12 protein-coding genes and 1 pseudogene are annotated in these 12,514 nt (G+C 68.7%); 7 read left to right on the top strand and 6 right to left on the bottom strand.

What is annotated here, in order from left to right:
• Window positions 1–10 precede the first annotated feature (10 nt).
• Window positions 11–1,348 carry a hypothetical protein gene (locus tag LDO27_RS18855; RefSeq protein ID WP_224043397.1) on the bottom strand — a complete coding sequence of 446 codons (1,338 nt, stop codon included), beginning with the start codon at window positions 1,346–1,348 and terminating at the stop codon, window positions 11–13.
• 220 nt (window positions 1,349–1,568) lie between these two features.
• On the opposite strand from LDO27_RS18855, the gene LDO27_RS18850 reads away from it, so the two are divergent.
• The 3 genes from LDO27_RS18850 to LDO27_RS18840 all read left to right on the top strand — a co-directional run bounded on the left by LDO27_RS18850 (window position 1,569) and on the right by LDO27_RS18840 (window position 4,312).
• The gene (locus LDO27_RS18850; protein WP_222207283.1) at window positions 1,569–2,300 is read left to right on the top strand and encodes a glutathione peroxidase; all 732 of its coding nucleotides are present in this window, start codon (window positions 1,569–1,571) and stop codon (window positions 2,298–2,300) included.
• Window positions 2,301–2,459: 159 nt separating this feature from the next.
• Entirely contained in the window at window positions 2,460–3,851 is a 1,392-nt protein-coding gene (locus LDO27_RS18845) for a dihydrolipoyl dehydrogenase (protein ID WP_224043395.1), read from the top strand.
• A 158-nt stretch (window positions 3,852–4,009) separates the two neighbouring features.
• Window positions 4,010–4,312: an H-NS histone family protein gene (locus LDO27_RS18840; RefSeq protein WP_222207286.1), complete on the top strand. Its 303-nt coding sequence runs from the start codon at window positions 4,010–4,012 to the stop codon at window positions 4,310–4,312.
• 134 nt (window positions 4,313–4,446) lie between these two features.
• Here the strand turns inward: LDO27_RS18840 and LDO27_RS18835 are convergent, their stop codons facing one another.
• Window positions 4,447–4,650, bottom strand: a complete 204-nt coding sequence (locus tag LDO27_RS18835) for a hypothetical protein (RefSeq protein WP_224043393.1) — start codon at window positions 4,648–4,650, stop codon at window positions 4,447–4,449.
• On the opposite strand from LDO27_RS18835, the gene LDO27_RS18830 reads away from it, so the two are divergent.
• Window positions 4,649–5,638 carry a TIGR03571 family LLM class oxidoreductase gene (locus tag LDO27_RS18830; protein ID WP_224043392.1) on the top strand — a complete coding sequence of 330 codons (990 nt, stop codon included), beginning with the start codon at window positions 4,649–4,651 and terminating at the stop codon, window positions 5,636–5,638. The genes LDO27_RS18835 and LDO27_RS18830 overlap by 2 nt on opposite strands.
• Window positions 5,639–5,831: 193 nt before the next feature.
• Here LDO27_RS18830 and LDO27_RS18825 read toward each other — a convergent pair.
• Window positions 5,832–6,913: pseudogene (locus LDO27_RS18825) on the bottom strand (porin).
• A 240-nt stretch (window positions 6,914–7,153) separates the two neighbouring features.
• Window positions 7,154–8,077, bottom strand: a complete 924-nt coding sequence (locus LDO27_RS18820; RefSeq protein ID WP_224043390.1) for a LysR family transcriptional regulator — start codon at window positions 8,075–8,077, stop codon at window positions 7,154–7,156.
• Between the two features lie 208 nt (window positions 8,078–8,285).
• Between LDO27_RS18820 and LDO27_RS18815 the strand changes: the two genes are divergently transcribed.
• Both LDO27_RS18815 and LDO27_RS18810 read left to right on the top strand, forming a co-directional pair.
• Complete coding sequence (locus LDO27_RS18815; RefSeq protein ID WP_290368837.1) at window positions 8,286–8,711, top strand: OsmC family protein; 426 nt, start codon at window positions 8,286–8,288, stop codon at window positions 8,709–8,711.
• A gap of 51 nt (window positions 8,712–8,762) precedes the next feature.
• Window positions 8,763–8,930, top strand: a complete 168-nt coding sequence (locus LDO27_RS18810; RefSeq protein ID WP_224043388.1) for a hypothetical protein — start codon at window positions 8,763–8,765, stop codon at window positions 8,928–8,930.
• Window positions 8,931–8,936: 6 nt separating this feature from the next.
• Here LDO27_RS18810 and LDO27_RS18805 read toward each other — a convergent pair whose 3' ends face one another.
• Window positions 8,937–10,091 carry a GlxA family transcriptional regulator gene (locus tag LDO27_RS18805; RefSeq protein ID WP_377747716.1) on the bottom strand — a complete coding sequence of 385 codons (1,155 nt, stop codon included), beginning with the start codon at window positions 10,089–10,091 and terminating at the stop codon, window positions 8,937–8,939.
• Between the two features lie 128 nt (window positions 10,092–10,219).
• Here LDO27_RS18805 and LDO27_RS18800 point away from each other — a divergent pair, with 128 nt between their 5' ends.
• Window positions 10,220–11,506, top strand: coding sequence for a glutamate carboxypeptidase (locus LDO27_RS18800; protein ID WP_224043386.1), 1,287 nt, complete (start codon window positions 10,220–10,222; stop codon window positions 11,504–11,506).
• 13 nt (window positions 11,507–11,519) lie between these two features.
• Here LDO27_RS18800 and LDO27_RS18795 read toward each other — a convergent pair whose 3' ends face one another.
• Window positions 11,520–12,506 carry an acyl-CoA dehydrogenase family protein gene (locus tag LDO27_RS18795; RefSeq protein WP_224043384.1) on the bottom strand — a complete coding sequence of 329 codons (987 nt, stop codon included), beginning with the start codon at window positions 12,504–12,506 and terminating at the stop codon, window positions 11,520–11,522.
• Window positions 12,507–12,514: the final 8 nt, after the last annotated feature.

Here is a 12,514-nt window from a genome sequence, read left to right as displayed (position 1 = left end):
CCAGGTCATGTCACATCATGCTCATCGTCCTGTACAGCAGGGCCAACGCCACCAGCGGCAAGTAGGCCCGCGCCGCGTCGCGCCACGACCGCGATGCGGGTTCGGCGAGAGCCTCTGGCGCCGGTTCGTCAACGACCACGGCGGCTGGCACCGGTTCGTCGGCGGGTGGATCGGTGAGGACCGGGGCGGCGTCGGGGGCCGGCGCCGCCGCGGCGCGCTCGGGAAATGCCAGCGCGTAGAGCTGTTGCAGCGCTTCCTGCTGCGCTCGCGGATAGCGCGCGATCGTGGCCTCCAGCGCTTGCGCCAGTTCCATCGTCATGTGGGCGGGCACAGGCAGCTTCGTCGCCCGCAGCCGCAATTCCTGCGGTGAGGGCTTCCCCGGAGGGGGTGCGTCGTCGATCAAGTTAACCAACTCGAACATCGCGAAGAACGATCGGATCTTCCGGTTCGCGTCGCCGGCCTCGGGCTCGTCGTCCGGCGCTGACCCGAAGTCGGGATCGTCGCCCGGCTCGGCATCGAGCAATGCGGCTCGCATGTCGGCGCATTGTTGCCGCACCTCGCGCAATGCCGCCGCCGCGTGTTCGACATCGCTGGTCGCCGGAGCCGAAGTTGCGGGCCCGTTTGCGGGCGGATGGTGGCCCAGGCGATCCGGTGCCATCAAAGCCGCCATGATCATCGCAACCAGCCCCTTGGCTGCGGCAATCACCTGATGCAACGCGTGCAGTGCGGGAACCACCGGCCCGGCGGTTCCCGCGGGGGCTTCGGCATTGTGGTGCCGCGCGGCATCGCCGATTGCGGTTTGCAGGCCGCCCAGGGCCTCGAAGGTACGGCTGCAGGCTTGCTTCAGCGCTGCCTCGTGCCGGCGCTGGACATGGTCGAACATCCGGAAGGCGCGGGGGCCGCTGGCCAGGGCCGGCACCGCCTCCCGCAGACGGTCCAGGCGCGCCATGGCCGTTTCGATGTTGTCGAACCCCGCCTCGCACTCGCGCAGGGCCAGCGCCATCGCCCCGGCTTCGGCGGGTTGCGGCCCCGCAGCGGCCGGCGCGGGGGCGAGTTCGCCGGCCAGGCGGCGCGCTATATCGAGATACTCGTGAGCCTTGCAAAGCCACGGTGGCCTGGCCGCCGCCTGGTCCACGCTGTCCGCCGCGTTCGTCTTCGTCTCTTGCGGTCTGTCGGCATGGCCGCCCTCGACGGTGACCAGGCCGGCCAGCCAGTCCGTCGTGTGCGAGGAAACTTGAGATGTCCGTACGTCGCCTGGGTAGGGTTGGAACAGGTACATGGTGGCGTTTTGGGTGAGAAAACGCGGAGATTGGCCAAAATCGTCACGGACGGCTTTCGGTTCGCGCATGGTATGGCGCCTTTTCGCCAGACAGGCGCACTATTGGGGGATTCATCCGGACACCGAGCAGGGAGCGAGGACAACGCATGACGTCAGGCGGCTATTAGTCGATAGATAAACCGAATGACTCTGGTTTAAACGATAAATTGTACAAATCGCGGCCTCGTCTTCACAATCGGGCCTTCACTGCATGCCGCAGCCATTTCAAGAACCGCCAAGGAGTTATCCCATGTTGCAATCCCGCGAAGGTCAGCGCGTCCCGGCCGTTACGTTCCGCGTCCGCGAAAACAACGACTGGAAGACGGTCACCAGCGCCGAGCTGTTCGACAACAAGACCGTCGTGCTGTTTTCACTGCCGGGCGCCTTCACGCCGACCTGTTCCTCGACGCACCTGCCCCGCTACAACGAGCTGGCGCCGGTGTTCGCCAAGCACGGCGTGGACGCCGTTCTCTGCGTCTCGGTCAACGACACGTTCGTGATGAACGAATGGGCCAAGGACCAGGAATCGCAGAACATCGTGATGATTCCCGATGGCAATGGCGAATTCACCGACGGCATGGGCATGCTCGTCGACAAGACCGACCTGGGCTTTGGCAAGCGCAGCTGGCGCTATTCGATGCTGGTCAAGAACGGCGTGGTCGAGAAGATGTTCATCGAGCCGGAAGAGCCGGGCGACCCGTTCAAGGTCTCCGATGCCGACACCATGCTCGACTTCATCGCGCCGGCCGCGAAGAAGCCCGACCAGGTAGTGGTGTTCTCGAAGGAAGGTTGCCCCTTCTGCGCCAAGGCCAAGCAGCTGCTGGCCGACAACGGCTACGACTACATCGACCTGCCGCTGGAGCACAAGGTGCGCGGCAAGGTGCTGGGCGCCGTCTCGGGCACCATGACCGCCCCGCAGGTGTTCATCAACGGCAAGCTGATCGGCGGCGCCGAGCAGGTGGAGCAGTACTTGGCCGCCTGACGCGCAAGCCGTCCCGTCGGGCGGGCCGGTCCCGCCCCCGCTTTCGATTTCGCCTCCAGCGAGGCCCGCAGTCGCCGGGCCCGATGGCAGCGTGCGCGCCGCGCATGGTGCCATCCGGTCCGCCGATTGACCGCTATTTCAGATTGACAGGATAACGACATGAACACCATCCAGACCGACGTCGCCGTGATCGGTGCCGGCACTGCCGGCCTCGCGGCATACCGCGCCGCGAAGGCTGCCGGCAAGCGCGCCGTGATCATCGAGGGCGGCGCCTATGGCACGACCTGCGCCCGGGTGGGCTGCATGCCCTCCAAGTTGCTGATCGCCGCGGCCGACGCCGCGCACGAACTGCGGCATACGGCACCGTTCGGCGTGCATGTCGACGGCGAGATCCGCATCGACGGCCGCGAGGTGATGGACCGGGTCAAGCGCGAGCGCGACCGCTTCGTCGGCTTCGTCGTGCGCGGTGTGGAAGGCATTCCGGAGGAAGACCGGGTTCGCGGCTATGCCCGCTTCATCGACAATACCGTGCTGCAGGTGGACGAGCACACCGTGGTGCGAGCGAGCCGCGTGGTCATCGCAACCGGTTCCAGCCCGATGGTGCCGAAGGCGTTCGAGGTGTTCGGCGACCGGCTGGTGGTCAACGACGATGTGTTCGCGTGGGACGACCTGCCGCGCCGCGTCGTGGTGTTCGGTCCCGGCGTGATCGGCCTCGAACTGGGCCAGGCGCTGTCGCGCCTGGGCGTGCAGGTGCGCGTCTTCGGCGTGCGCGGTGGCGTGGGCCCCTTGACCGATCCGGCCATCAAGGCATATGCCGCCGAGGCCTTCCGGCGCGAGTTCTATCTCGACCCGGACGCAAAGGTCACGGCCATGGCGCGCGAGGGCGACGAGGCGGTCATCACGTATCTGGACCGCGACGGCAATACCGTCACCGAGCGCTTCGACTATGTGCTGGCCGCCACCGGCCGCAAGCCGAATGTCGATCGCCTGGGCCTGGAAAATACCGGGCTCGCGCTGGACGAGCGCGGCATGCCGGTGTTCGACCCCGCCACGCTGCAATGCGGCTCCGCGCCGATCTTTATCGCGGGCGATGCCAACGACGTGTTGCCGCTGCTGCACGAGGCGGCCGACGAGGGCAAGAGCGCCGGCGAGAACGCCGCGGCCTACCCCGATATCAAGCCGGTGCCGCGCCGTGCCTCGCTCGGGGTGGTGTTCTCCGATCCGCAACTGGCCATGGTGGGCCAGCGCCATGCCGACCTCGTGCCGGAGAGCTTCGTCACCGGCGAAGTGAGCTTCGAGGACCAGGGGCGCAGCCGCGTCATGCTGAAGAACACGGGCCTGATGCACGTCTACGCGGACAAGGCGACGGGCCGTTTCCTCGGCGCGGAATGGATGGGGCCGCGTGCGGAAAATATCGCGCATCTGCTGGCGTGGTCATATCAGCAGAATCTGACCATTGCGCAAATGCTGGCAATGCCGTTCTACCACCCGGTGGTGGAAGAGGGTTTGCGCACCGCGCTGCGCGACGCACAGGCGAAATTGTCGGCGTAATAGCAAAGCGCACGGCGGATTGCAAAGCGCGCACCGGCCGCCGGCATTGCCGCCGCGGCCGGATTCTCGTGTTATTGCCGATTTCCGCATCAACGTTTTCGTGACGTCCGCAAACGCGTAAGCTAGGATATTGCCAACTCCAATCCACGGAATTCGACATGGCGACCTACAAGCAATTGCTGGCGGAAAAGGAAAAGCTCGAAGCCCAACTCGAGCAAGTCAGGCAAACCGAACTGTCCGCCGTGATTGCGCAGATCCACGGCCTGATGGACGAGTATGGACTGACCGTGGACGACCTGGCCCGCAAGCGCCGCGGGCGTCCGCGCAAGGAAGGCGGCGGCCGGGCCAGCACCGGCACGCCGAAGTACCAGGACCCCAAGACGGGCAAGACCTGGTCGGGCCGTGGCCGCGCACCCGCGTGGCTGGGCAAGAATCGCGACAAATTCCTGATCGCCCAATAACGGCAACTTCAGAAAAGGGACGTGCGCCGCATTCGGCGCGGACCATAATGGCGGCGAGGCGCGCCAGTGCACCGGCGCGATAGCGCGATAACGTGACGGTGCGATAACGCGATAACGTACCGCCGCCATTTCCTTCATCGATGGTTTTCCCTGATTGCCATGCTGGTATCGGCATTGGCATTTGGCATCGCCCCGTCCATTGCGTCATCCGGATCCGGGGCATTCCGGTGCACGGCAAATCCCGTCCAGGTTCGGTGTCTTGCGGATGCAATGCGGATTGCGATGCCGCGGCTATACTTTTTTCCGGTTCTTTCGATTTTCCGGATGGAGTTCACCATGACGGCTTCGCTGGCAGATGTTTCCACCGAGCGAACGGTCGAGCGGCGGGTCTTCCGCGAAGGCCATCTCAGTATCGGGCTGACTCTGCCGTTGATGTCCCCCGGCGCGTCCGAGGTCGACCTCAACCAGCAGCTTGCGCTCGCCGCGCATGCCGAGGCGCTCGGCTTCGCGGCGCTGTGGATACGCGACGTGCCGCTGAACAGTCCGGACTACCCGGACCCCACCGGCCATAGCGATCCCTGGGTATTGCTCGGCGCGCTGGCGGCGCGCACGCGCGCGATCGCGCTCATAACCGGCGCCATCGTGCTGACCCTGCGCCATCCGCTGCATGTGGCCAAGGCGGCGGTGTCGGTCAGCGCGCTGTCGGGCGGGCGGCTGGTGCTGGGATTGGGCTCCGGCGACCGGCCCGCCGAATACGCTGCGTTCGGGCGCAATACGGAGGAAAGGCGCACGCTGTTCCGCGCGCATTGGGACACCGTGGCCGCGGCTCTTGACGTCGATTCCCGCGTGGTGCCGGATCTCGTGCCCGACGCCGCACCGTCGCGCTTCAGCCTGCTGCCCCGGCCGTCCGCGCGTGTGCCGATGCTGTCCGTGGGCTCGGCCGGCCAGAGCGTGGACTGGATCGCGCGCCATGCGGTCGGCTGGGCCACCTACCATCGCGAGCCGCAGGTGCAGCGCGAGCGCTATCGGCTATGGCGGCAGGCGGTGGAGCGCTCCGCGCCCGGCGCGTTCCGCAGCTTCAGTTCGGCCATGCGGGTGGAACTGGCCGACCGCGCCGATGCGCCGCCCACCGCCATCGAACTGGGTTACCGCACCGGCAGCCGGGCGCTGGTGGACGTGCTGGAGCAGCAGCGGGCCAGCGGCACGCATCATGTCGCGCTGAGCCTTTCGTCTGCCAGGCCGTGGGAGGAAGTGCTCGAGGAATTGGGGAAGGAGGTGTTGCCGGTGTTTGGTCAGGCCAGCGCGACGCGGGAAGTGTCTGGGTAAAGGGCGCGCGGTGCGTTGTTCCGCAGCCCGTGGCACCGAGCGGACGTTCGCCCCCACCCCCGGCCCCTCTCCCGCTGGCGGGAGAGGGCAGCAAACCGCGAGCGATTCGAAGGACCGCCGGTGTTTTCCCTCTCCCGCCCGCGGGAGAGGGCCGGAGTAGCTGACCGGTCGCAACAGGTAAAACGCCAGCCGCTCAGAAGCGGTGACGCACGCCAACCCCATAGCTGTCGCCATGCGATTGCGCGGTCAGCTTGTCGTAGAAATACGCGACATAGACATCGGTGCGCTTGGACAGGTTGTAGTCGTAGGCCACCGCCGCCGTATTGCGCTTGAAGTCGTCGACGTTGTTTTCCGTCTTGTTGTACGAGTAGGACAGCAGCAGGCTGCCGGCGCCGATGGGCACCGAAGCGCCGAGCTGGCCGTTCGTGTGCTTGATGTCGCCGGTTGCGCTGTTGATGTCCGACTTGATGTACTGAGCCTGCGCGAACAGCTTCACCACCTTGAAGTCGTAGCTCAGGCCGGCCTGCACCGCGTTCTGCTTGTCGAAGCCCGCCAGCGCGGCGGGCGAGACCACATCGCCCGGCGTGTTGTTGAACTTGACCTGCTGGAACGCCACGGTCGCGCCGAACGGACCGTTGAAGTACATCAGGTTGCCGCCCCACTTGTTCTTGCCGTTGTCGCCGGGCTGCTCGCCGAACGCATAGATGAAGTTGGCGGTGAGGCCGCCGAACTTCGGCGTCGAATAGACGACCGAATTGCTCCAGCCGGAGTCGCCGATGATGCCCGGGTCGTCACGCGGCCGTTGTTGGCGGTCAGGTAGGTGTGGAACACGGCCGGCGAGAACACGTAGGAGTCCACCAGCGGGTTGAACAGGATGGTGGACAGGAAATACGGCGTGGTATTGCGGCCCAGCCGCAGCGTGCCGGCGTCGTTGCTCTGCAGGCCGACGTAGGCGCTGCGCGTGAACATGCCGTCCGCATCGAAGCGGCCCGAGCGGCCGTTGTCGACCCGGTAGAACCCGTTCAGGTCGAAGATGGCCTTGACGCCGTTGCCGAGTTCCTCGGTGCCCTTGATGCCCCAGTACGACGTCTGCATGCCGCCCGCGCCGACCACATAGGCGCGTTCCGCGCCGCTGGCCTTGACGCTGCCGACGAACGAATCGACCTGCCCGTAAAGCGTGACGCTCGATTGCGCCATCGCGCCGCCGCTGGCCAGTACCGCGGCCGCTGCCGCCATTGCTGCCGCTTTGCGAGCCGGCTTGAACTTCATTTTCATAACGACCTCCATGGTTGACCCTGATTTCTCTCGTGTGCTGGCTCTGGCGGGTTCGCTCTTGTGGTGGGCGTGCCGTCATGCCGGATGGCATGCGGACGCCTCGTTGTGGTAATCCGGTGCGGCGTTGTTCGGCGGCGCGGGTGAGGGCCAGTGTGCGGAAATCGAGCGCGCGCAACCAGCACCTTTTTCTTCTCGGAGCGCGCACAAAATGTGTGCGCTCGCCCCACGCCGGTTCATGCCTCAGGCCGCCAGCGTCAGCGGCTGGCGCAGTCCCTCCATCGCGGCCTTCAGGTGCTCGGCGAACGCGGCCGCGGCGGGCGGCAACGCCCGGCCCTTGCGCGCGCCCAGCACCAGCCGGCCCATCGACAGCTCGGGGTCGGACAGCGGCACCGAAATCAGCGTGCCCTGGCGCGCCTCGCGCAGGGTGCCCGCGTGGAACTGGAAGCAGATGGCGCCGGTCTGGCGCGCGAAGCCCTTGAGCATTTCCACCGTGGTGGCCTCCAGCATGACGCGCAGGTTCAGCCGGTTGCGCGCGCAGATGGCCTCGATCACGCGGCGGCTGCCGAAGGACTCCGGGCCCAACGCCACCGGGTAGGGCTGGCAGTCGGCCAGGCGCAGCGCGCGCCGGCCGGCCAGCGGATGGTCGGGCCGCATCATCGCGCAGAACGGCTGCGACGAGACCGCGAGCTCGTGCAGGAAGGGCGAGGGCGGCGGGTCGTGCGCGAGCAGCAGGTCGACTTCGTCCTCGCGCAGCGCGGCCAGCAGCTCAGCGGTGCCGTCGACGGTGACGCGGAACTGCACGCCGCGGTGCTTGTCCTGATAGCAGCCGATGGCCTCGGGCAGGAAATCAGTAGCCACGGATTCCACCGAGGCCATCCGCACGGTGCCGCGCACCAGCCCCCGCAGTTGCTCCATCTGCGCGGACGCGGCATCCAGGTCGGCCAGCCCGCGCCGTACGGTGGCGATCAGCACCTCGCCCGCCGCCGTTAGCCGCACGCCGCGCGGCAGCCGCTCGAACAGGGCGGTGCCCACCTGTTCCTCGACCTCCAGGATCTTGCGGTTCAGCGCGGTCGAGGCCACGTGCAGCTGCTCGGCGGCCTTGCGGATGGAACCGCAGCGCGCGACGGCGTCCAGGTACAGGTAAACGCGGGGAGGATGCAGCATGGCGTGGCGAGAGGCGCGATCTGAGGCGGGTGTGAGCGATACGGCATGGTTAGCAAGGACCGTGCTAGCTGCGTGGCAACTTCGCCGTTCCGGTGCGGCGCTGGCCGTCCCGGCCAATGCGTCCTATTGTTGACAGGCCCGGCGCCGCCGGGCAGGCGCCCGCCGGCCGCGGTGGCGCCTGGACGCGATCATTTCCATGGAGTTGGCAATGCAAAAGATTGGTTCGGCAAAGTGGCAGGGTGGGATCAAGGATGGCGTGGGCGCGATCTCGACCCAGAGCGGCGTGCTCAAGGACGCGCCCTATGGCTTCAAGGCCCGCTTCGAGGGCGGTCCCGGCACCAATCCTGAGGAGCTGATCGGCGCCGCGCATGCCGGCTGCTTCTCGATGGCCCTGTCCCTGATCCTGGGCGAAGCCGGCATGGTGGCCGACAGCATCGAAACCAAGGCGACCGTGACGCTGGAGAAAGAGGGCGGCGGCTTCAGCATTACGGCGATCCATCTGGATGTCGCGGTGAAGATCCCCGGCGCGGAGCAGGCGGCCTTCGAAAAGGCGGCGCAGGCCGCCAAGGAGAACTGCCCGGTGTCCAAGCTGCTGAAGGCGCCCATCACCATGAACGCCACCCTGGCGTCATGACGACGGCGCGGCGGGCCCGCCTGCCCGCCGCGCACCGAGACGGAGAACGACATGACACAGACCCATACGCCGGGGCCCGACGCCGACAAGCCGGCAGCCCCGGACGGCTCGGACGAGCCGCCGCGGAACTTCCCCGAGGCCGAACCGGGGCGCCCGGACCCCGGCAAGGCCAACCCCGGCGAGGCGGAGCCCGGCTCCGAGGAGGCCGGGCGCGACTGAGGCCGCTCAGCGCCCGGCCCCGTCCTCCTCCTCCGCGCGGGCGCGGTCGCTGTCGTTCTCCACGCGCCAGTAACGGCGCGCGGCGCGCAACGCAAAGCGCGCGCGGTAGTCCGACATCGACAGCCCGGTGGCGCGCAGGAACAGTCGGCGGAATGCCGCGGCATCGCTATAGCCGCAGGCTTCGGCGATGGCCTGCGTGCCGTGCAGCGTGACCTCCAGCATGGTCTTGGCGCGCTCCACGCGCAGCGTGTGCAGATAGTCCAGCGGCGTGCCGCCCGTGACCTGGCGGAAATGCCGCAGCAGCGTGCGTTCGCTGACCGCCGCGGCGCGGGCCACGTCGGCGAGCCGGTACGGCATGCCCACATGCGTCTGCAGCCAGCGGCGCGCCCGGTACACGGGGCTGTCGGCCGTGGGGCCGAGCCAGCGCTGCGCGGCCAGGTCCGGCATCAATTGCTGGCGCTCGGGCTGGGGCAGCAGCACGCGGGAGGCGGCCTGCGCGAGGTCGGGATCGTGCAGATGGCCCAGTACGCGCAGCATGAATTCCGTCTGCAGCCCTGGCGCCACGCAGGTGAACACCTGCCCGTGCAGCGCCACCGTTTCCTCGCCGGTGAAGTCGGCGCGCGGAAAGCGCCGCGCCAGCCAGCTCTGGTACATCCACGGCGCGCCGACGCGGGCGCCGTCCAGCAGTCCGAGCTGCGCGACATAGCCCATGCCATTGAAGCAGGCCGCCACCCAGCCGTCCGCGGCCATGTGCTTGTCCAGCAGTTTGAGGACCGCGGGCTCGCGCTCGATCAGTTCGCCCAGATGCGGCGCATTGCGCGCCAGCACGCCAGGGACCACCAGCAGGCAGCGCATGTCCCCAGTCGCGGCCGCGCCGCGCTTGTGCCGCGGTGCCTCGGCCACGCCCGGCATCGGCATCGCCAGCGCGCGGCCCGAGGGCCCGATCACCTGCCAGCTCAGGCCCGAATGCTCCCCCGGGCGTTGCAGCCGCGCGATGCCGTCGGCGGCGCGCAGCACGTCGAGCGCGGCGAACAGCGTGCCCGGCATGGCGTGCGGCAGCCATAGCAGCCGCACATGCAGGGCCGGTGGCGGGTCTTCGGCGGGCTCCGCCCTGGTCTTGCCGGTGCGCGGCCTTCTGGCCGGCGGAAGGGTGGCGGGCATGGCGGAATCGGTAATAGAAATGGCGATATTGACTGGCGCAATAACGGCCCACAAGCACTAGCATCCCCGATTGACGCGCGGTCCAGAACACCTTCCGAAAAACGCCGTGCGCATTACGAGGAGCATTCATGCAGCCACGCCTTCTCCGCCTTGCCGCGGTGGCAGTCCCCCTTTTCATGCCGTTCTGTCTCGCCGGCGCGGCCCGCGCCGCCGCGCCGGACGCCGCCCTGCTCGAAGCGGCGCGCGCCGCCGAGCCCGCCGTCATCGTGTCGCTCAAGGACATGGTCGCCATCGAATCGGGCAGCGCGAACGAAGCCGGTCTTGCCGCGATGGCGGACTACACGGAAAGGCGGCTGGCCGCGCTCGGCGCGCGCACCGAGCGCGTGGCGCCGGCGGCGGGCCGCAGCCCGATCGTCAAGGCGACGCTGTCCGGCAGCGGCACGCGCCGCGTCATGCTGATCGCCCATATGGACACGGTCTATCCCGCCGGCACGCTGGCCACCCAGCCGATCCGGCTCGACGGCAACCGGCTGTATGGGCCGGGCATCGCGGACGACAAGGGCGGCATCGCGGTCATCCTGCACGCGCTGGAGATTCTCAAGGCCAGGGGCTGGCGCGACTACGCGCAGCTGACCGTGCTGTTCAACGCGGACGAGGAAGTGGGCTCGACGGGCTCGGGCGACATCATCTCGCGTCTGGCGGATGAGCATGACGTGGTGCTCTCGTGCGAGCCCACCGCGGCGAAGGCGGTGGTCAAGACCGAGGCGCTGCTGCTGGGCGCCAGCGGCACCGCCACGGCCACCATGGAGGTCAAGGGGCGGTCTGCCCATGCCGGCGCGGCGCCGGACCGCGGCCGCAATGCCCTGCTCGAGCTGGCCTACCAGCTGCAGCAGACGCGCGACGTGGCGAAGTCCGTGCCCGGCACGCAGCTGAACTGGACTACCGCCAAGGCTGGCGAAGCACGCAACCAGATTCCGGACCGGGCGAGCGCCATCGGCGACGTGCGCGTGACCGTCGCCGATGGCGCCGCGGCACTGAAGACGGCGCTGCAGAACAAGGTGGCGGAAGGCCGGCTGGTGCCGGACACCGAGACGACCATCGCGATGGAGGAGGGCCGTCCCGCCTTCCTCGCGAACGAGCGGGGCCGCGCGCTGGCCAAGCGCGCGCAGCAGATCTACGCCGAGCTCGACGGGCGGCCGCTGGCGCTGGCCGAGGGCACCGGCGGCGGCACCGACGCCGGCTTCGCCGGCCGCTCGGGCAAGGCGGCGGTGGTGGAGAGCTTCGGCCTGGCGGGCTTCGGCTACCACGCCCGCGACGAGTACATCGAGATCGACTCGATCGTGCCGCGTCTTTACCTGATGACGCGCATGCTGCAAGAAATCGGACGCGAGGGCGTCGGCGCGCCGCAGCGGTAGCCGGCGGGCGGGCTCACAGCCCGCTCCACTCCCGCGCGAGGGCGACGGCGCCACCGTCCGTGCGCCCGCAGACGGCGTTGCCGAGCCAGCGCGCCCACCACGGCTCGGCGCCATCGGCGACGCGCCAGGCATGCAGGCGCCGCGTGTAGAGCTGCAGGTCGTATTCCTCCGTGATGCCGATGGCGCCGTGCACCGCGTGCGCGATGGCGGCCACGGGGGTGACCGCCTCGCTCGCGCGCAGCTTGCCAACGGCCACGCGGATCGGATCCGGCAGGCTGCCGTCGGCGTGGCAGGCTAGCTGCGCAGCCATCCGCGCGGCGGCAACGTGTTCGGCCATTTCGCTGATCTGCTGCTGAATGGCCTGGAACTTGCCGATGGCGCGGCCGAACTGCCGGCGGTCGTTCGCGTACTGCAGGGTGAGCGAGAGCACCCGCTCCATCGCGCCGGCGAGCTGCGCGGCATGCACGCACGCGCCCAGCCGGCGCAGCGTGCCAGGCGGCAACGGGAAGCCGGTGCCCTCCGCGATGGCCTTGCCGCGCAGGCGGACGGTGCCATCGGCATGCGCGCCGGTGGCTTCGACATCGGCCGCCGCTCTGGGCACCAGCACGCAGCGGTCGCCGCTTTGCAGCAGATACGCGTGCGCGTGCGCGCCGTCGGCCACCAGCGCCGCACCGGCGTCCGCTTCGACGCTGGCGAGCGCGAGCGGTATGTCCGGCAGCGCAGCGCCGGCCTCGTGCAACACCGCGCGGGCGACGATGGTCTGGCCGAGCGGCAGCGGCAGGGCATGCCAGCCAAGCATATGCAGCACGGGCGCGAGGTCGCGCAGCGGCAACGCCGCGCCGCCCGCGCCCTCGGGCAGCAGGCAGTCGGCAAAGCCGCTGTCCCGCAGCGCCTCCCACAGGTCCGCGGCCGCCGCGCCGCCGTCGATGGCGCGTACGCGGCCGGGTGGGCAGAGGTCGCGCAACAGGGTGTCGAGCGCGTCGGAGTAGGCGTTTTGCATGGTACGGA

This window comes from Cupriavidus respiraculi (assembly GCF_914271545.1).
In the GTDB taxonomy this organism is placed as follows: domain Bacteria; phylum Pseudomonadota; class Gammaproteobacteria; order Burkholderiales; family Burkholderiaceae; genus Cupriavidus; species Cupriavidus respiraculi.
This window is presented reverse-complemented; position numbering and strand designations above follow the sequence as displayed.